Origin of the sequence: Rhodococcus sp. 1R11 (assembly GCF_004563845.1) — a bacterium.
Lineage (GTDB): Bacteria > Actinomycetota > Actinomycetes > Mycobacteriales > Mycobacteriaceae > Rhodococcoides.
In genome coordinates this window covers 545,749-563,721 of the sequence record NZ_SPNG01000001.1, presented here as the reverse complement: position 1 = coordinate 563,721, position 17,973 = coordinate 545,749, and the positions used below count along the sequence as shown (strand labels likewise).

17 protein-coding genes are annotated in these 17,973 nt (G+C 65.4%); 5 read left to right on the top strand and 12 right to left on the bottom strand.

Annotated elements, in window-relative coordinates:
- Positions 1-44 precede the first annotated feature (44 nt).
- From E4P29_RS02820 to E4P29_RS02795, 6 genes are read right to left on the bottom strand one after another with little or no spacing between them, the layout of a single operon-like run.
- Positions 45-899: a biotin-dependent carboxyltransferase family protein gene (locus E4P29_RS02820; protein ID WP_135041675.1), complete on the bottom strand. Its 855-nt coding sequence runs from the start codon at positions 897-899 to the stop codon at positions 45-47.
- Positions 896-1,498, bottom strand: a complete 603-nt coding sequence (locus tag E4P29_RS02815) for an allophanate hydrolase subunit 1 (protein WP_135041673.1) — start codon at positions 1,496-1,498, stop codon at positions 896-898. The genes E4P29_RS02820 and E4P29_RS02815 overlap by 4 nt, the downstream gene beginning before the upstream one ends.
- Positions 1,498-2,256, bottom strand: a complete 759-nt coding sequence (locus E4P29_RS02810; protein WP_135041671.1) for a 5-oxoprolinase subunit PxpA — start codon at positions 2,254-2,256, stop codon at positions 1,498-1,500. Before E4P29_RS02810 ends, E4P29_RS02815 begins: the two co-directional genes overlap by 1 nt.
- Before the next feature lie 10 nt (positions 2,257-2,266).
- Positions 2,267-3,145 carry a metal ABC transporter permease gene (locus E4P29_RS02805; protein ID WP_032364918.1) on the bottom strand — a complete coding sequence of 293 codons (879 nt, stop codon included), beginning with the start codon at positions 3,143-3,145 and terminating at the stop codon, positions 2,267-2,269.
- The gene (locus E4P29_RS02800) at positions 3,142-3,975 is read right to left on the bottom strand and encodes a metal ABC transporter ATP-binding protein (RefSeq protein WP_027494335.1); all 834 of its coding nucleotides are present in this window, start codon (positions 3,973-3,975) and stop codon (positions 3,142-3,144) included. The genes E4P29_RS02805 and E4P29_RS02800 overlap by 4 nt, the downstream gene beginning before the upstream one ends.
- Before the next feature lie 48 nt (positions 3,976-4,023).
- Positions 4,024-5,034, bottom strand: coding sequence for a zinc ABC transporter substrate-binding protein (locus tag E4P29_RS02795; protein ID WP_135041669.1), 1,011 nt, complete (start codon positions 5,032-5,034; stop codon positions 4,024-4,026).
- 141 nt (positions 5,035-5,175) lie between these two features.
- On the opposite strand from E4P29_RS02795, the gene E4P29_RS02790 reads away from it, so the two are divergent.
- Positions 5,176-6,282 (top strand): LacI family DNA-binding transcriptional regulator, encoded by a 1,107-nt coding sequence (locus E4P29_RS02790; RefSeq protein ID WP_135041667.1) that lies wholly within the window; start codon positions 5,176-5,178, stop codon positions 6,280-6,282.
- Positions 6,283-6,489: 207 nt separating this feature from the next.
- Here the strand turns inward: E4P29_RS02790 and otsB are convergent, their stop codons facing one another.
- Complete coding sequence (gene otsB, locus E4P29_RS02785) at positions 6,490-9,042, bottom strand: trehalose-phosphatase (protein WP_135041665.1); 2,553 nt, start codon at positions 9,040-9,042, stop codon at positions 6,490-6,492.
- A gap of 59 nt (positions 9,043-9,101) precedes the next feature.
- A complete protein-coding gene (locus E4P29_RS02780; RefSeq protein ID WP_135041662.1) occupies positions 9,102-9,845 on the bottom strand; it encodes an FCD domain-containing protein in 744 nt (247 codons plus the stop codon).
- A gap of 80 nt (positions 9,846-9,925) precedes the next feature.
- Between E4P29_RS02780 and E4P29_RS02775 the strand changes: the two genes are divergently transcribed.
- Together E4P29_RS02775 and E4P29_RS02770 are read left to right on the top strand one after the other, a co-directional pair.
- Positions 9,926-10,486, top strand: a complete 561-nt coding sequence (locus E4P29_RS02775) for a gluconokinase (RefSeq protein ID WP_135041660.1) — start codon at positions 9,926-9,928, stop codon at positions 10,484-10,486.
- Between the two features lie 268 nt (positions 10,487-10,754).
- Positions 10,755-11,057, top strand: a complete 303-nt coding sequence (locus E4P29_RS02770) for a WhiB family transcriptional regulator (protein ID WP_032364923.1) — start codon at positions 10,755-10,757, stop codon at positions 11,055-11,057.
- On the opposite strand, the gene E4P29_RS02765 is transcribed toward E4P29_RS02770, so the two are convergent.
- Positions 11,030-11,611: a GNAT family protein gene (locus tag E4P29_RS02765; protein WP_135041658.1), complete on the bottom strand. Its 582-nt coding sequence runs from the start codon at positions 11,609-11,611 to the stop codon at positions 11,030-11,032. The genes E4P29_RS02770 and E4P29_RS02765 overlap by 28 nt on opposite strands.
- 955 nt (positions 11,612-12,566) lie before the next feature.
- On the opposite strand from E4P29_RS02765, the gene E4P29_RS02760 reads away from it, so the two are divergent.
- Both E4P29_RS02760 and E4P29_RS02755 read left to right on the top strand, forming a co-directional pair.
- Entirely contained in the window at positions 12,567-13,361 is a 795-nt protein-coding gene (locus tag E4P29_RS02760; protein ID WP_135041656.1) for a DUF2637 domain-containing protein, read from the top strand.
- 22 nt (positions 13,362-13,383) lie between these two features.
- A complete protein-coding gene (locus tag E4P29_RS02755; protein ID WP_135041654.1) occupies positions 13,384-13,896 on the top strand; it encodes a DUF427 domain-containing protein in 513 nt (170 codons plus the stop codon).
- A 4-nt stretch (positions 13,897-13,900) separates the two neighbouring features.
- Here the strand turns inward: E4P29_RS02755 and E4P29_RS02750 are convergent, their stop codons facing one another.
- From E4P29_RS02750 to E4P29_RS02740, 3 genes are read right to left on the bottom strand one after another with little or no spacing between them, the layout of a single operon-like run.
- Positions 13,901-14,950 (bottom strand): hypothetical protein, encoded by a 1,050-nt coding sequence (locus tag E4P29_RS02750; RefSeq protein ID WP_135041652.1) that lies wholly within the window; start codon positions 14,948-14,950, stop codon positions 13,901-13,903.
- Positions 14,947-15,585, bottom strand: a complete 639-nt coding sequence (gene bluB / locus E4P29_RS02745) for a 5,6-dimethylbenzimidazole synthase (RefSeq protein WP_135041650.1) — start codon at positions 15,583-15,585, stop codon at positions 14,947-14,949. The genes E4P29_RS02750 and bluB overlap by 4 nt, the downstream gene beginning before the upstream one ends.
- On the bottom strand, positions 15,582-17,855 hold the full coding sequence (locus E4P29_RS02740) for a bifunctional diguanylate cyclase/phosphodiesterase (RefSeq protein WP_135041648.1): 2,274 nt from the start codon (positions 17,853-17,855) through the stop codon (positions 15,582-15,584). Before E4P29_RS02740 ends, bluB begins: the two co-directional genes overlap by 4 nt.
- Positions 17,856-17,973: the final 118 nt, after the last annotated feature.

Below are 17,973 nucleotides of genomic sequence, written 5' to 3'. Positions count from 1 at the left end.
GTGTGAGGTCGAGAAGGAGGGTGTGAGGTTGTGCAGGGCCGGGGTCAGCCGACAGTGCGGAACTGGATCTGCGTTCCGGGGGTCAGTTGCGCGGCGGCGGACACATCGTTCGCGGTGACGACGGCGATCACCGGATAGCCGCCCGTGACGGGATGGTCGGCGAGAAACAACACCGGCTGTCCTGATGGTGGCACCTGTAGTGCCCCGAGAACCATTCCCTCGCTGGGCAATTCGTCGTCGACCGCGCGGGTCAAGGGCTCCGCGCCGTCGAGCCTGATGCCGACGCGATCCGAATCCTGCGTGACCCTCCAGGGCTGCTGAATCAGAATCGATCGGGCGTGCTCGGTGAACCAGTCCTCGCGTGGGCCGAACGTGATGTGCAGTGTCTGCTCGAGCGGGGTCGGTACTACGAAATCCGTTGCAGGCCAATGGTCTGTGGCGTCGCCGACCGGGAGCGCCGTCCCGGGGGAGAGTCGAGCGGGCCCGAGGCCCGACATCGTGTCCGTCGATCTGCTGCCGAGAACCGACGGGACGTCGATGCCTCCCCGGACGGCGAGGTAGCTGCGCAGACCCGAGGAGGGCGGCGACAGGGTCAACTCCTGCCCGGCTCGGACCACGAGCGTCGAATGCAGTCCCTGCACGGTGCCGTCGACGCGGCAGATCACGTGTGCGCCGGTGACGGCCATGACCGCGTCGAACTCGGCTCGGACCTGGAGGCCACCGAACGTCACTTCCAGGGTGGCGGCACCGGCGTCGTTGCCCACCAGACGGTTTGCCGCATCGTGTGAACGGAGATCCGCTGCACCGGACCGTCCGACGCCCACTGCCGCGTGGCCACGTCGTCCACGATCCTGGACGGTGCACAGCGGACCTGTCTGCAGCACGGTCAGGGCCCTCATGCTTGCTCGAATCGGACGGTGGTGCCGGGGCTCAGCAGTGCGGGTGGATCGCGGTCGAGGTTCCACAATTGCGCGTCCGTGCGCCCGATGAGCTGCCAGCCGCCAGGGGAGGATCGCGGGTAGATGCCGGAGAACTCACCCGCCAGACCCACTGCACCTGCCGGGACGCTGGTGCGCGGTGAGTCACGCCGCGGCACGTGCAGTCGGGTGTCGGTGCCGACGAGGTAGCCGAACCCGGGAGCGAAGCCGCCGAATGCGACCGTCCAGGTCTGTTCCGTATGAGCTGCAACCACTTCGGCGACGGACAGCCCCTTCAGGCGGGCGACGTCGTCGAGGTCCGCGCCGTCGTAGGAGACGGGAATCGTGACCGCCTCGGATGCGTCAGTGGGGTCGTCGACAGCGGGTTCCAACGCCGCGACCCACTCGAGTATCGGTGCCGGTGCCCCGTCGAACGTCACCAGCACGGTGCGCGCGGCGGGAACGAGGTCGACGACGGCAGCCGGTGGGTCCTGAGCCAGCGCACGGTAATACGCCATCGTCTCGTCCAGCCCGTCGAATTCGACGAGTGTGGCATTGTCGCCGGCCGGGAGAATACGCATCAGACGAAGGCAGTGATGTCGATGTGGTTGGAGCGCAGCAGCTCCGAGACGGCGGTGGCCATCGCGACTGCGCCGGGGGAGTCGCCGTGCAGGCAGATCGACTCGGCCCGGACGTCGATGGTCGAGCCGTCCACGGCCACGGCGGTGCCGTCGGTGACCATGGTCAGCACTCGCTGTGCCACCGCGTGGGGATCCGACAGCACGGCATCGGGTTCCGAGCGCGAGACCAGTGTTCCCTGCGGGGTGTAGGCGCGGTCTGCGAAAGCCTCTGCGACGGTGCGCAGTCCGGCCCGCTCGGCCTCTTCGAGGAAGACCGAACCGGGGAGGCCGAGCACCGGCAGCGTGGGGTCGTAGGCGAGAACGGCGTCGACCACGGCCTTCGCCTGCTCGCGGTGATGGACGATCGCGTTGTACAGCGCCCCGTGCGGTTTGACGTACGCGACGGCCGAACCGGCAACTCGAGCAAGGCCGTCGAGTGCACCGATCTGATAGATCACGTCGGCGGTGAGGTCTGCGGGGGCGACGTCGAGAAAGCGTCGACCGAATCCGGCGAGGTCCTGATAGCCGACCTGAGCACCGATCCGCACGCCTGCGTTTGCAGCCGAGCGGCACGTGCGCAACAGAGTGGTCGGATCACCGGCGTGAAAGCCGCACGCGACGTTGGCACTGGATACCACTGCGAGCATCGCGTCGTCGTCGCCCAGAGTCCACGCACCGTAGCTTTCGCCGAGATCGGCGTTGAGATCGATGGCCGTCACCTTGGACAGTCTAGGCGGCGACGAGCCGACCGGAATTGGCCTTACGGGTTGCCCCGATGCCGCGGCACACGAGGTAGATGACGAACGAGATGGTCGTGACGAAAGTCGAGACCGGGAGGCCAGGGGCGAGCGAAAGCAAGATGCCACCGACAGCGGCGATCTCGGCGAACAGGATGGACAGCAGCGTCGCCTTGAGCGGGCTGGCCGTGACCCGCGCGGCGGCCGCGGCAGGCGTGATGAGCAGCGAGAGCACCAGCAGGGCACCGACGATCTGCACGCCGAGTGCACAGGCAACACCGACGAGTACAGCGAACACGACCGAGAGTGCGCGGACCGGGACGCCGCGGGCCAGGGCCACCTCGGGGTCGGTGCTGGCGAACAGCAGGGGCCGGTAGACCACGGTGAGCACGATCAGCACGAGAACGGCGCACACCAGCAGCAGCTGGATTCCGCTCTGCCCGACGCCGACGATCTGGCCGATGAGCAACGAGAAGCTGGTGCCGGTTCGGCCCGGGTACAGCCAGATGAAGAGCACCGACAGGCCGAGGCCGAACGACATGATGACGCCGATGACCGAGTCTCGGTCGCGGGCCTTGTTGCCGAGCAGGGCGAACATCACCGCGGCGACGACGGACCCGACGATGGCCCCGAGTCCGACGGTGATGCCGACGAGCAGTGCAGCGGACGCACCGGTGAGGGAGAGTTCACTCGATCCGTGTACCGCGAACGCCCACTGCCTGCTGACGATGAGCGGTCCGAGCGCGCCGGCGAGCAAGCCGAGAATGGCAGCGGCAATCAACGCCTGCTGAACGAAGTCGTAGCTCAGCAGGTTGGCGGTGGTGTCGAAGTCGAGCATCTTCGAGAATGCATCGAGAACCTTCTCGTTCATGCCTTGTCTTCTCCGTCGTGCGGTACGGGTGGGTGGTGGGCACCGGCGGAGCCGAGCGCATCGATCGAGTCGCCGGTTCCGACGACGACCAGCCGGCCGCGAACCTTCAACACCTCGACCTCGGTGCCGTACAGCTCGGACAACACCTCGGTGGTCATGACGTCCTCGGGAGTCCCGATCCGGAACCGGCCGTCGACGATGTAGACGACGCGGTCGACGAGCGGAAGGATCGGGTTGATCTCGTGCGTCACGAACAGCACAGCGGTGTCGTGCTCCCGCCGTCGGCGATCGATGAGGCCGGAGACCAAAGATTGGTTGGCGAGGTCGAGGCTGAGCAGAGGCTCGTCGCACAGCAGTACCGACGGATCGCCGACGAGTGCCTGGGCGATCCGCAGTCGCTGCTGTTCACCACCGGACATCGAGCCGACCGGTGCGCCGGCGAAGGAATTGGCGTCGACCTGATCGATGGCGCGCTGCACCGTCTCCTTGCGCTGCCGCATGCCCCGCAGTCCCATGCCCCATTTGTGGCCGTCCCAGCCCAGACCGACGAGATCGCGTCCGCGCAGCGGCAGATCGTCGTCGATGTTGCGTTGCTGGGGGACGTACCCCACGCCCGACTGGCCGCGGCGAACGGGACTGCCGCCGATCGACGCGGTGCCGGACGTGAGGTGGTTCTGACCGAGCAGCACCTTGAGCAACGACGTCTTGCCCGACCCGTTGGGGCCGAGGACGGCGACGAACTCGCCCGCCGCGACCGACAGATCCAGGTTCTGCCAGAGGGTGCGGTCGCCGAAGGCCAGTCCGGCATCGCGCAGTTCTACAGCAGGCATGCGTTATAGCTTTCCATCAGCTGCCCACCGATCGGGAGGCGGATCGGCTCACGGGTTGGTGCTGAGCGCGGCCTGCAGGTCCGTCGCGGCCTTGGTCTGCCACTCGATGAACGTCATCCCGGCGGGCAGAGTTTCGGTGACCTCGACCACGGGGATGCCCGCAGCCTCGCTGGTGGTGCGAATGTCCTGTGTGACAGCGTCTTCGGTCTGGGTGTTGTAGACCAGCGCGCGAACGGACTTGGACGTGAACAGATCCCGGGTCGCGGCGATCGATGCGGGCGACGGGTCGTTGCCCTCCTCGATGGAATCCTTGAAGTCCTCGGGAGTGCGGTCGTCGAGATCGGACTCCTCGAGGAGATAGTGCGCGATCGGTTCGGTCTGGGCCACCGGTGCGTTCGGGAACTCGGCGGCGATCCGGTCCGTCACGTCGGTGATCGCGTGGATCTGCTCGTGGAACGCATCGGCGTTGGCGGTGTACTGCGCGGCGTTGTCCGGGTCGAGCTGACCGAGCTTGTCGGCGATCTCCTCGGCGGTGTGGGCTGCGACCTCGGCGTTGTACCACACGTGTTCGTTGACGTCACCGTGCGAGTGGCCGTCTTCGGTCGCGGGCTCGGTTGCTGCCTCGGACGTCGTCTCGGAGTCGTGATCGTGGTCCGCGTCGAGCAACGTGAACGCATCGACGGACGGCACATTTTTGCCCTCGGAGCCGAGGATGTCCTCGATGAACTGGTCGTAGCCGCCGCCGTTGTAGACCACCAAGGACGCCTCTGCGACCGCGGCGGCGTCACCGGGGCTGGCCTCGTAGGAGTGTGGGTCTGCCGAGGGGTCGGCGATGATCGATTTGACGGTGGCCAGATTGCCCGCAACGGCCTCGGCAACGCTGCCCCACACGTTCGTGGACGCGACGATCGTGATCGGACCGTCGACGGGGTTGGCCGGAGCGGACTCGGTGCTCGTCGGCTCGTTCGAGCTGCATGCGGTCAGTGCCAGCGCGGCAGCGCAGGTCAGGCCGATGAGGGCCGAGCTCTTGACCCGAGACGGGCGGTGGAAGGACGACATCGATGTACTCCTGAAGGCGGGGTTTGACGCTAATGGAAACCGTTACCGTTGTACTCTAGCGCTCAGGCGGGCGAGGTATCGAATCGGACGAGCCCGACCTCGATTTTCACTGCGGCGCGGTGTGGGACTAACGTCCCGTTCATGGTCAGGTCAAGCGAACCACGACGTCAGGCGACGTTGGCGTCGATCGCGGCCGAGCTGAAAGTATCGCGAACCACCGTCTCGAACGCCTACAACCGACCCGATCAACTCTCGCCCGAACTGCGCGAACGCGTCCTCCAGGCAGCCAAACGACGCGGTTACGCAGGCCCCGACCCGGTCGCGCGATCGCTGCGCACCCGCAAAGCCGGAGCAATCGGACTCCTGCTCACCGAAGCCCTCAGCTACTCCTTCCGCGACCCCGCCGCCATGAGCTTCCTCGCCGGTCTCGCCGAATCCTGCGAGGCCGCAGGACAAGGACTGCTGCTCATCCCCGCCGGAGCCGAACGCGACGACGTCCAAGCCGCAGCCGTCGTCCAACAAGCAGGAGTCGACGGGTTCGTCGTCTACTCCGTCGCCGACGACGACCCCTACCTGGCCGCAGTGCGCGAACGACACCTACCGATCGTCGTGTGCGACCAACCCCGCAACATCCCCGAGGCCGCCCTCGTCGCAATCGACGACCGCGTCGCCATGAAAATGCTTGCCGCACATCTGATCTCACTGGGGCACGAACATCTTGCAGTGCTGTGCATGCGGCTCGGACGCGACCGCCGCGATGGCGTCGTACCCCCGGGTCGGCTGGCCGACAGTCACTTCCACGTCCAACGTGAACGCATCGCCGGCGTCCAGGCCGCCATGATCGACGCCGGACTCGACCCCGACACCCTCACCGTCGTCGAACGATTCGACCACACCGTGCGCTCCGGCCACTCCGCCGCAGCCCAGGCACTACAGGCCAACCGCGACACCACCGCACTGCTCTGCACCACCGACGTCATCGCCCTCGGTGCACTCAACTTCGCCAGAGTCTCGGGAATCGATGTGCCGAGCCAACTCTCGGTCACCGGATTCGACGGCATCTCCGACGCCATTCGCGAGAACCTGACCACCGTGCGCCAGGACGCCGAGGAAAAAGGCCGCCGCGCAGGCAAACTGGTGCTCTCGTCCTCGCACTCGGGCATCGTTGCCGCCGAAACCCTCCCGACCGAACTCTTCCGCGGCCGCACCGCAGCACCGCCGCCGGCTCAACCGCCCGCAATCGCCTGACCAGCTGCCCTCGCCCGTTCGGCCGCTCACCCCAGATTTGCGGCCCATTTGGGATCAATGTGGGTTTCAGTCACTCAGAGTGCAACAAATCCACATTCATTCAGTGTCGGTTGGAACCCCGTTCGGGATGAATGTGGATTTCAGTCAGTCTGACTGCAACAAAGGCGCATTGATCCCAACTGGGGAGGAGCGAACCGGGGGTGGAGGTCAGACGGGCTGAGCGCTGAGCAATCTCGCGCAGCGCAGCAGCCCCAGGTGACTGTAGGCCTGGGGGTGGTTGCCGAGAGAGCGTTCGGCAATCGGGTCGTATTCCTCACTGAGCAGTCCGGTCGGTCCGGCGGCGCTGACCAGTTGAGCGAACAGAGCCTCGGCCTCGGCGCGTTGGCCCACCAGCAGGTATGCCTCGACGAGCCACGCTGCGCAGAGGTGGAATCCGCCCTCGCCGCCGGGCAGACCGTCGTCGTGGCGGTAGCGGTAGACCGTTGACCCACTGCGTAGTTCGGCTTCGGTGGCGGTGACCGTGGCGGCGAAGCGCGGATCTGCCGGATCGATCAGGCCGGACAGCCCGATGAACAATGTCGCGGCGTCGAGGTCGGTGCCGTCGTAAGCGGCGGTGAAGGACTGCACTTCGTCGTTCCAGCCGTTGGCGAGCACTTCTTCTCGGATGGTGTCACGAAGCTCGCTCCAGCGCGGTTCGGCTGTGCGACCGAATGTTTCGGCCAGTCCGAGGGCACGGTCGACCGTGATCCACCCCATTACTTTGGAGTACACGTGATGGCGGGGATTGTCTCGGATTTCCCAGATACCGTGATCGGGCTCGAACCAGCGTCGCTCGACGGCTTCGACCATCGCGCGGACGAGTTCCCAGTCGTCATCGGAGAGGCCGTTTTCGGAGCCCTTGGCCTTACGTGCGTGGGCGAGGGCGGACACCAATTCGACAATGGGGCCGAAGACGTCGAGCTGAACCTGTTGGTTGGCAGCGTTTCCCACGCGTACCGGACGTGAGCCCGCGTAGCCGGGCAGCTCGTCGATGACGGCCTCGGGTGGCAGGCCCAGGCCCCAGATGGTGTAGAGCGGGTGCAGGCGTTCGGGTCCCGACACCGATTCGAGTACCCCATGGATCCACGACAGGTAATTCTCGGCCTCGGCAGTCGATCCGACGTCGACCAGTGCGGTCGCGGTCAGTGCTGCATCGCGCAGCCAGCAGTATCGGTAGTCCCAGTTGCGCACTCCACCGATGTCTTCGGGCAACGACGTGGTGGCGGCGGCCATGATCGAGCCGGATTCTGCGTGCACGAGGCCGCGCAGAGTCAGGGCCGATCGCTTCATCAGATCGCGCTTGAGCGGCGGCAGATTCAGGCCGTCGGCCCAGTCCTTCCAATACGACTCCGACGCTCGACGGCGTTCGACCTCGGGCCACGGGTGCTCGTCCAGATCGTCTGTGCCGAGCCGCAATTCGAGGACGATCGGCCCGTTCGACGGATCGACCTCGGCGTGGGCCGACTGCTGGGATCCGTCGGAGACGATGTTCCAGGTGACTCCGGGGCTGCGCAGAACCATCGGGTCTGCAGTGCCGAGGATGCGCAGGCCGTCGACGTCGGGTTCCAGCGACGCCCAGGCTTTTCCGAATTCCGGACGCGGCGCGAACGTGACGATGGCGGGTGCCTTGCCGGTGATGACGCGGGTCAGCGCGGTCTGGCCCTGGCCGATGTCGTGCGGGAGGTAGTCGGTGACCTGCAGGCTGGCCCATTTGGTCTGGACGGTCATCGTGCCGTCCACGTACTGCTGACTCAGCGGAAGTGATGCGCGGACGGGTCCGATGCTGAAGTGACCGGCCTGATCGCCGCCGAGCAGATGCGCGAACACCGCTGCCGAATCGGGCTCGGGGTGACAGAGCCAGGTGACATCCGCATCGGGAGTGAGCAGCGCGACGGCATTGGGGCTGGCCAACATCGTCAGTCGTTCGATGCGCGGGGCGTCGGCTCCGGAGAGCCACTGGCGACGCTCCTCGAGCAGGAACGCCAGTGCCAGCGCCACGTGCTCGGTGCTGTCGATGCGGAACTCGGCGAGGGTGTCGCCCGGTCCGATCTTGACTCCGATGTCGGGTCCGTGCAGGTGGCCGAAGGCCTTCTCGTCGGTGACGTCGTCGCCGAAAAAGACTGCGGCAGTAGCGGCTTCTTGATGCCGGAGGATATCGAGGGCGACGCCCTTGTCGGTGACGATGACAGCCAGTTCGATGACGGACTTGCCCTCGGTCACCTGGACGCCGTCGCGTGCGGCAGCACCGGAACGCACGGCGGCGAGGGCTTCCTCGCCCGCAGCGGTCTCGGCGTTGCGCACGTGCAGTGCGACGCTGGCCGGCTTGGTTTCGATACTCACGCCCGGATGGGCGTCGGCGATGGCTTGGAGCTCGCCGGTGATGAGGGTGAGGAGCTTCTTGGCGTCGTCGTCGATGGCGTTGACGAACCCGGCGTCGAACTCGCTGCCGTGGCTGCCCACGAGCTGCACCTCGGAGGGCAGTCGCGAGAGAATCGCGAGATCGCGGAGGGCGCGGCCGGAGATGACCGCAGCGTTGGTGCCGGCGAGGGAGGCGAGCCCGCGCATGGCGCTGACGGACTCGGGGTGCGGAAAGGCCTTCTGCGGGTCGGAGACGATCGGAGCCATGGTTCCGTCGTAATCGGACGCGACGAGCAAACGCGGAGTCCGAGCGACTCCGACGAGTGCGCGGCGAAGTTCGAGCGGCAATTCGAGAGCAGTCACGCGTCGAATCTAGGCGATGAACCTCGTGTCGGCGTACCTGGCTTTGTGCGCTGGGTGCATCACTGCTGGTCGGGAACCAGACCGGGCGACGGCGTCACACCGGAAGCAGCCGACATCGACCTCGCGGACTTGGTGACGATGGTCAACATCGCTCGCTGGGCGGCGTCGGCGTCACCGGATTGGATGGAGGACGCGACCACTCCGTGCAACCGGATGGCCTCGGGGTCTGCTTGCCGCGACATCAAGGCATGGCGGGTGCGTCCGGCGAGTACCTCGACGACGATGTCCGACATCGACCGCAACATGGGATTGCCCGACGCCTCCAGCAGCGTGCGGTGAAAGTTGCAGTCGTGTTCGAGGTAGGCCTCCGAGTCCGCGGAACGCGACGTCGACGACATACCGATAACCGCCGCGGTCAGTGCCCCGCAGTGCTCGGGGGTGGCTCGGTGGGCAGCGAGTTTGGCTGCCAAAGGCTCGATACCCGAGCGCAGTTCGCTGAGCAGCAGAAGCTGCTCGGCGCGGGCAGGGCCGGCCAGTTGCCAGCGGATGACCACCGGGTCGAGGGAGTTCCAGTTCTGCGAACCCAGGACCGTGATGCCGACGCGTCGCCGAACGGTGAGCAGGCCCAGTGACTCGAGAACACGAACGACTTCGCGCACCACGGTTCGCGACACGGCGAACCGCACGGCGACGTCGTCGGCCGAGATTCGGGTGCCGCTCGGGATCGCGCCACTCACGATGTCGCGCCCGAGCTCGTCGAGCACCGAATCGTGGAGTTGGCGAAAATCGTTGGTCTCGGTCATGTCCGATCGATCGTCCCACGGGTTGCCCGGTTTCTCGCGTCTGTCCGATCCCGGTGCACCGGATGGAGCAGTATCGAGGCATGGCAGCAGAGAAGACAGGCAGAGCGCACCATCCGGTTCTCGTGGTGATGGGGGTATCCGGGTCGGGCAAATCCACCGTGGCGGGCATCCTCGCCGGAGCCTTGAAATGGGATCTCCAAGAGGGCGACGACCTGCACCCGGACGCCAACGTCGCGAAGATGGCGTCGGGTCAGCCACTGACCGACGAGGACCGATGGCCGTGGCTCGACATCATCGCCGAATGGATCACCGACCACACCAGCACAGGACGATCGGGAATCGTGACGTGCTCGGCACTGAAACGGTCGTATCGGGACGTACTCAGCGCAGGGGCCAGGGACGGCGCGCCGGTGATCTTCGTGCACCTGGCCGGAACCAAGGACCGAATCAGCGGACGTCTCAACGCGCGGATGGACCATTTCATGCCGTCCTCGCTGCTCGACACCCAGATCTCGACCCTGGAACCTCTCGGCGACGACGAGAACGCCATCGTCGTCGACATCGGCCCGCCGCCCACCAAAATCGCCGAACACATCCTCGTCGAACTCGAGAAGCGCGCAGGAATGTCGGAGAGCCACTGAGCGCTGCCTGCCTCGGTTCTCTGGCTCCCTACTGGCTTCCCACTGGATCGGATCAATGCGAGATTCAGTCGGTCAGAGTGCGGCAATGGGACATTGATCCACACCCGGGGGCCGAAACAGGGCAGAGGTCCGGGGCGGAGTGTCCGGTAAGTGCATATTCCAAGCAAGCGCGCTTGATTTTAAGTACTACGAATGACTGAAAGGACTTGTAAAAGTACGACGAATGCGAGAAGGTGAGCTTGTTCACTTTTCAGTGAGGAGACAGCTCATGGTGCGAGGCGCACCCGCCAGGCCGGTCCAACTTCCCGTTCCCAACGCAGATGTATGGGACTGGCAACTCGACGGTCTGTGTCGTGGTCTCGACTCGTCCGTGTTCTTCCATCCCGAAGGGGAACGAGGCCGTGCCCGCGCCACGCGGGAGAAAACCGCCAAGCAGGTCTGCGGTCGCTGCCCGGTGCTCGAGCAATGCCGTCAGCACGCACTCGAAGCGAACGAGCCGTACGGCGTGTGGGGCGGAATGTCTGCACACGATCGCGCCGACTTCTACCGCGGGGCGGTTCGTACCGCTTGATCCTGCTGTACCGGTGCTGCAGAGACTTCGTAGACGATCTCGAGGCCGTCCTCGTCATCCCATTGCTCACCCACTTCGATGAACCCGAAGCTCTCGATGAGGGCCAGCGAGGGCGTGTTGTTCGGGCTGACGGTGGCGCGAACACTACGCACGTCCTGGTGTTGCCGTGCAACGGCGAGAAGGGTTTCTACCGAACGTCGGGCATGGCCTCGTCGACGAAACTCAGGATCGACTCGGTACCCGATCTCCACCATCCCCGTCTCGTCGGGAGCTCCGTGGAAGCCGGCCACGCCGACTGGCATGGCGACGTTCGGGTCGACCATCAGCCGCGTGATCCACGATGTATCACCGGGGATGTCGATGATCTGCTTGCTTCTCCTCCGCCACAGGCTGCGGCATTCGACCCCGGCGAGATAGGGCGAAACACGGTGGTGTGATGCGGGAATCGACTGTCCCGTTGCCAAGGCATGCAGCATCTCCGCGGGAATTGCGTCCAGGCGAAGTCGTGACAGCTGGGGCTGGGGATGGCGCCACGGGGCACTGGTCATAGTCATTGGCGAGACCTTTCCACTCTTTCCCGCCGATCAGCCTTTCATTCTCGGTCCTCGACGAGGTCGAGCACAACGCCGCTCGAGTCGAAGCCGAAACGGGAGTTGAGCGGCAAGGGGTGTGCTTCACGTTTCAAACCTTCGATACCTTGGCGAACTATTTTGGCTCAAACCCTTGTCTCGGACTTATGTGCCGTTTTATGTTCGAAGCGTCCAGAAGCACGAAACAACTCATGTTTTTGGAGGAGTAGACATGCAGGTCAGACGAGCTATCGGGGGAGTATTCATCGGGGTTGCCGTTCCCGCACTGGCCATTGCGGGAGCGCAATCAGCCTCGGCTGAACCTGTTCAGACGCAACCGCAGGAGGCTTGACAGGGCTCGTGAGTGGCGCGGTCGGAAACGTAGTCGGAGGACTGTCGAGCCCGGCAATATAGCCATCTACCGAATGTTGGGAACTTCACTGGCACTGGGGCGGCGAAACTTGCCGATCACACTCTCGATCCAAATAAGTGATCAAAAGCCCTCACTCTCTCAGTGACATTGAGAGACACGACCGCCGTCCTACTTCGCGTACGGAGTGAGGGCGATGCGTTGGATGAACGCGTCTCGGAGATCAACGAGCTCTTGAAAAATGTATGACTCTCGACTCTGCGGTGCTCCGAGCCACTGATCTCACCATTATCGGTGGCAAACCGCACACTCATCCGCAGTGCCTGCTTCGCGGTCGCTGCGACGGAGGCGCAGACTGGATGCGGATTGTCTCGTTTTAATCGAGCGTCACTTCGGTCGATTGGTAACTGGACGTATCGTGGCGGGGCTCAGCGCGTGTCGCTGGACTAGCCGAATGGGCTCGTGACACAGCAGAAAGTGCAGCAGGAAGTAGGGCCCCGAAGCGGGCAGATTCGCGAACATGTGTGCTCGATCCGAACCTGTCGGTGGTCTCGTGTTTCATGACGACCCATGAACAAGGTCCTGCGTGCGACGCTCGTCAGTGCGGTCGTCATCACCACCGTCATCGGAATCGCATCGTTCGTGCTCAGTTTCGCCACACTGTGGGATCTCGCCACGATGGCGGGCGTCCCGCGATCACTGTCGTGGCTGTGGCCCGTGATCGTCGACGGCACCATCCTGCAGGCCACGATCTCCGTCATCGCGCTCGCTCAATTCGAGGATCAACGCAGTGGGCGACGCTTCTTCTGGGGCGTGTTGATCACGGCAGCTCTGGTCAGTATCGGCGCAAATGCCATGCACGCCTTCATTTCCGACGCCGGAACATTGCATCCGGCGTTGTCTGCGGCCATTGCGACGGTCGCCCCGGTCAGTCTGTTGGCCGCGACCCACGGACTCGGCATCCTCGTCCGAGTGCCGGCCGAACTGCCGCGCAACACCGAACTGCCCGAACCCGAACGGACCCGTGAAGTCGAACGGGTCCATGCGGTCGAACAGACCGGCAGGGCCGAGGCGCAACAGCACCGCACAACCGAGCAACCCGATGTCGTCGAGTCGAGCATCGCAGACGTTCCGGTCGATGCCCGGAGGCTGACGGCCCCCGTCGCCGCGAGCATCGACGACCATGACGGCGACACCTCGGTCGCGCGAACCCAGGAGACGCTGATCGAGGATGTTCGGGTCGATGCGCCGGCGCGCGATATTCCGTTCACGTCCGTGCGCACGGTCGAACCATTGGACGACGTCGATCGCTGGATTCTCGACGAGGAACGGGTGGACGATCTCTATCCCGTCGACGCTCCGTGACATCCGGTGGCACCATCGAGTGATGAGCCAGAATCTGCCGAGATCCGTAGTTCCCGAGAAGCCGAAGCCGGGTCAGGAGTCGGTGTGGGATTACCCCCGTCCACCTAAGCTAGAGTCCTCCAACCGTTCGCTGGTCGTCCGCCTCGGCGGCGAGGTGGTCGCGCGCACCACCGCCGCGTACCGAGTGCTCGAAACCAGCCATCCGCCCACCTGGTACATCTCTCCCGCGGACGTGATTCCCGGCGCGTTGACGCCGTCCGAGGCGCGCTCGACGCATTGCGAATGGAAAGGCGCGGCGACGTACTGGGACGTTCACGGCGGAGATGCCGTCGCGCCGGCCGCTGGGTGGAGCTACGAGAACCCGACACCGCGATTCGCTGAGATCGCCGGCTACCTTGCGTTCTCACCCAGCCGGCTCGACTGCGAAATCGACGGCGAAGCGGTTCGGCCTCAAGAAGGCGGTTTCTACGAGGGCTGGATCACCGACGACGTGGTCGGCCCGTTCAAGGGCATCCCGGGCTCCTACGGCTGGTGATCACTCACCCCGCGGGTAGCTCGGCGCGGGGGATGATCTGAATCGAACTCGTTGCGCCGGGGTCGCTGCCCGTCACCAGCACGTCCCCGGTGCGCGGGTCCACGGCAACGGAGTTGGCCTGTGTCACCGTCGGGACGTCGCCCAGGATTCGCGGTGCGGAGACGTCCGAAACGTCGACCACGCGCAACAGATTCGACGCGGTCAACGTCACGAACAGCAGTGCCCGGTCGCGGTCGACGGCAAGTCCGTACGGATTTCCCGGGGCCTCGATCGACGCGGTCTGGCGAATGCTCCCCGCAGCGTCGACCGATGCGAGAAGAACAGCGCCGCCGTCGGTATCGGCGAACCCGGCCGTGGTCTCGTTCACCGTCACCGCATGGGTCAGCTTGACGCCGATCGGGGCCTGCGCCACCTCCCGCTGGGTCGCGCCGTCGTAGACCCACACGCCGTTGCCCTGCACGTCGGCGACGGCGGCGTACGGGCCGAGAGCGGCAGCGCCACCGGGCTGGACCGGGCCCGGCGGTAGTTCCGACACGACCGAACCGGCGCGCAGGAAGATCACTCCGCCGCCCATCTCGTTGGTGGCCACGATCGTTCCGCCGGAGGTGAGCACCGCATCGTGTGGCTGGCGCCCGACACCGGTGGCCGTGGACAGGATCGCGCCGTCGTTCAGCGCCACTTCGAGTAGTTCGTCACTGCCTTCGAGCGGGACCAGGACCGGGCCGTCGGGACCCGCCAGCGACAGGTGTCGGGGTGCGCCCGTCGTCGGGACCATCTGCCGGACGGCACCCGTCGCCGCGTCGAACAGCACCACGCCGTCGGGCTCGCGTACCCCGGCGGCGGCGATGCCCGACGTCCCCACGACGATGCCCTCGGGAGCCCCGGGAAGCGGAACGACAGTTCCGACGGGATCGGCAGAATCGGGTGCCTGGGCGGGTTCGGCTGCCGGAGTGGTTGCCGGAGTTGTTGCCGGCGAGGGGGATTCGTCAGGGGCAGACGAGCACCCCGCGAGCAGGAGACACACGACCGTCGCCGCGGCGAGAGCGGTTTTCACGATCGGCGGTACTGCTCGAAGTGCAGGGCATCGTCCAGAGGGCGCCCCGTGCGCCAGCCGAATCGCTCGAGATCCGGTATCGCCTGGAACGACTCGACCGGGCCTACGCACAACCATGCGATCGGACGCACCGGGGCGGGGATGTCGAGCAGTTCGGTGAGGTACGTCTCGTCGTAGAACGACACCCAGCCGACCCCGACGTTCTCGGCTGTCGCTGCGAGCCAGAGGTTTTCGATGGCAAGCACCGCCGAGAACAGTCCGGTGTCGTCGACGGTGTCGCGGCCGAGGACGTGCGGGCCGCCCCGGTTCGGGTCGTACGTGACGACCACTCCGGTGCCGCTGGTCTCGATCCCCTCGATGCGGATGGGATCGAACGTCTGTCGGCGCTCGGGGTCGAGCTTGTCCGCGAAGTCCTGTCGGCAGTCGGCGACGTGTGCGGCGAAGGCGCTCAACGTGTCGGGTTTGCGGACCACCACGAAATCCCAGGGCTGGGTGTTACCGACGCTCGGTGCCTGATGCGCTGCGCCGAGGATGCGGCGCAAGGTGTCGTCGTCGACGACGGTTCCGTCGAACTCGGCTCGTACGTCGCGGCGAGATCGAATGGCCGCGTATACCGAGTGTGTGGCTTCGGTCATGATATCCATTCTCCGATAGCAACTTTCATGTTCCGGTTCAGTTCGTCGACGAGGGCGGGAAGGTGCTCGCCGGGGGTGGGGCGGCCCAGATGGAAGCCCTGCGCCCGTCCGCATTGCAGCTCCCGCAACACCGATACCGTCCTTTCGTCCTCGACGCCCTCTGCGGTCACCGACAGTCCCAGTGTGCGCGCCAACTCGATGGTCGAGCGGACGATGGCGGCGTGCGCGGCATTGTGCGACATTCCGCTGACGAACGTTCGATCGATCTTGAGCTCCTGGACCGGGAGGCGCTCGATGTAGGCCAGAGAACTGTAGCCCGTGCCGTAATCGTCGATGGCGACCTGCACTCCCATGGCGTGCAGACCGGCCAGCACCTCGGTGGCACCGGCGGGGTCGGTCATCGCCGAGCTCTCGGTCACCTCCAAGGTCAACTGCTCTGCAGGGCAATCGAACTCGGACAGGGTTCGGGAAACCTGGAAGATGAGGCTGTCGTCGAACAGGTTTCGGGTGGAGATGTTGACGGCCATACGCAAGTGCAGGCCCGATGCCGCCCATCGTTGTCGTTCCGCCAGGGCTTGCTCGAGGACGTAGCGGGTCAGTGGGCGGATGAGTCCGGTGCGTTCGGCCGTGGGCAGAAATGCGCTGGGAGAGAGGATTTCTCCGCTCGGGTGGTGCCAACGCAGCAGAGCTTCTACCCCCACCACGGTCATCGAGGCCAGATCGACCTGGGGCTGATAGCGCAGTCTCAGTTGATCCGACGTGAGGGCAGCGGTGAGCTCACCCAGCATGATCAACTGCTCGCTCTTGTCCCGGTCCATGGATCGGTCGTAGTACGCGACTCGTGATTGCACGGTCTTCGCGGCCTGGACGGCAAGGTCGGCCCGCTGCACCAGACGGTCGGGTGTGGCGTCGTCCTCGGCGACGCGCGCCGGGGCGTTCGTCGCCACCCCCACGCTCGCTTCGATGAGCAACGACATGTTGCCCACCTCGAACGGCGTCGAGAATTGTTCCAGTATGTCGCGGGCGAGGGCTTCGGGATCCATCGAATCCGACTCACCGCACAGCGCGAATTCGTCACCGGCCAAGCGTGCCAACAGGATCGCGTCGTCGCCTACCGTGCGCAGACGGGTGGCGACGGCGGCCAACACCTGATCTCCGAGGCCCCGTCCGAACGTGTCGTTGATTTCGGTGAAGCGGTCGATGTCGACCGTCAGCAATGTCGATTCACCGGCGTTGCCGTAGATCCGGTGTTCGAGGGCGCGCAGATTGGCCAGCCCGGTGAGGTGGTCGGTGTCGGCGACGGCACGGAGCTGAACGGTCTGGGTGTGCAGCAGTCGCAGCAGGTCGGTGATGCGCAGGATCACCAGGACCACCAGAATGCCCGCGCACAGCATGACCGCCCATCCCCATTGTGCGATCGGCTTCTCGCGCACGACTTCGACGACCATCACGGCGGGGGCGGTGAGCGTGGCGGCGGTCAGCACGACGACGGACGGTGTGGTGAACGACGCCATCAGGTGGGCGTCGGATTCGATGGTGGGGCTGGTGATTCGTCGCATCGACGGGTGGAGTGCGGCGACGCCGATGAGGACGTAGGACAACGTCCATCCTGCGTCGAGCAGCGATCGGTCGGCCGAGGAGTCGGACACGATGGAGAAGTTGTTGACGGTATCGGTGACGACGAGCAGGACCACCGCCGCGGTGAGCAGTCGGTAGGACAGTGCTCGCCATTGACGCGAACCGACGAAGTGGGCGAGCAACCCGAGCAGAAAGATGTCCATCGCGGGATAGGCGACATCGACCAGCCCGGCGACTCCGGAGATGCCGTCCCCGTCCAGCGACGGTTGGACCGCAAAAACCCAGGTGAGCAGTGCGAATGCGACCATCACGATGGCGCTGTTGGCGATGTGGCCGCGTTCGCTCGCCCTCCACTTGTGCCGCACCAGCAGAAACAGTCCGAAACCGTAGATCGGGTAGCCGACGAGGTAGAGCGCGTCGGCGAGCGACGGGTAGGACGCGACGCCTCCGCCGGCGTGAAGCCACTCGTAGACGATGTCGCCGAGCACCCATACCGCGGTGCCCGCGGCGATGCTCCACCAGGCGGTTCGGTTGCGCGGACGGTTCAGCCTGGTTCCCACGATCGTGGCGGCGACGGCGGACGCCCCGACCACGACGAAGATCGAGTGCGACCAGACGGAGTCGGGCACCACGAAGTAGGCGATGCAGCCCAGTACGCCGACCGCTCCGTACCACCGCCACCAGGCCGTCACAGTTGTCTCCAGCCGTTCACGTGATCCGACGACTCAACAATGGCACATCAGGTGACCTGGGTCACTTTATCGGGGTACTTTTCGGGCTCACTGCAGGTAAACGAGATGTCGGTACCTC

Excerpts from the sequence above, each read along its gene's own strand:
- E4P29_RS02795 (WP_135041669.1), bottom strand. The coding sequence starts at position 5,034 with ATGTCGTCCTTCCACCGCCCGTCTCGGGTCAAGAGCTCGGCCCTCATC.
- E4P29_RS02820 (WP_135041675.1), bottom strand. The coding sequence starts at position 899 with ATGAGGGCCCTGACCGTGCTGCAGACAGGTCCGCTGTGCACCGTCCAG.
- E4P29_RS02775 (WP_135041660.1), top strand. The coding sequence starts at position 9,926 with ATGGCAGCAGAGAAGACAGGCAGAGCGCACCATCCGGTTCTCGTGGTG.
- E4P29_RS02760 (WP_135041656.1), top strand. The coding sequence starts at position 12,567 with ATGAACAAGGTCCTGCGTGCGACGCTCGTCAGTGCGGTCGTCATCACC.
- E4P29_RS02755 (WP_135041654.1), top strand. The coding sequence starts at position 13,384 with ATGAGCCAGAATCTGCCGAGATCCGTAGTTCCCGAGAAGCCGAAGCCG.
- E4P29_RS02780 (WP_135041662.1), bottom strand. The coding sequence starts at position 9,845 with ATGACCGAGACCAACGATTTTCGCCAACTCCACGATTCGGTGCTCGAC.
- E4P29_RS02800 (WP_027494335.1), bottom strand. The coding sequence starts at position 3,975 with ATGCCTGCTGTAGAACTGCGCGATGCCGGACTGGCCTTCGGCGACCGC.
- E4P29_RS02815 (WP_135041673.1), bottom strand. The coding sequence starts at position 1,498 with ATGCGTATTCTCCCGGCCGGCGACAATGCCACACTCGTCGAATTCGAC.
- E4P29_RS02765 (WP_135041658.1), bottom strand. The coding sequence starts at position 11,611 with ATGACTATGACCAGTGCCCCGTGGCGCCATCCCCAGCCCCAGCTGTCA.
- E4P29_RS02770 (WP_032364923.1), top strand. The coding sequence starts at position 10,755 with ATGGTGCGAGGCGCACCCGCCAGGCCGGTCCAACTTCCCGTTCCCAAC.
- E4P29_RS02790 (WP_135041667.1), top strand. The coding sequence starts at position 5,176 with ATGGTCAGGTCAAGCGAACCACGACGTCAGGCGACGTTGGCGTCGATC.
- bluB (WP_135041650.1), bottom strand. The coding sequence starts at position 15,585 with ATGACCGAAGCCACACACTCGGTATACGCGGCCATTCGATCTCGCCGC.
- E4P29_RS02805 (WP_032364918.1), bottom strand. The coding sequence starts at position 3,145 with ATGAACGAGAAGGTTCTCGATGCATTCTCGAAGATGCTCGACTTCGAC.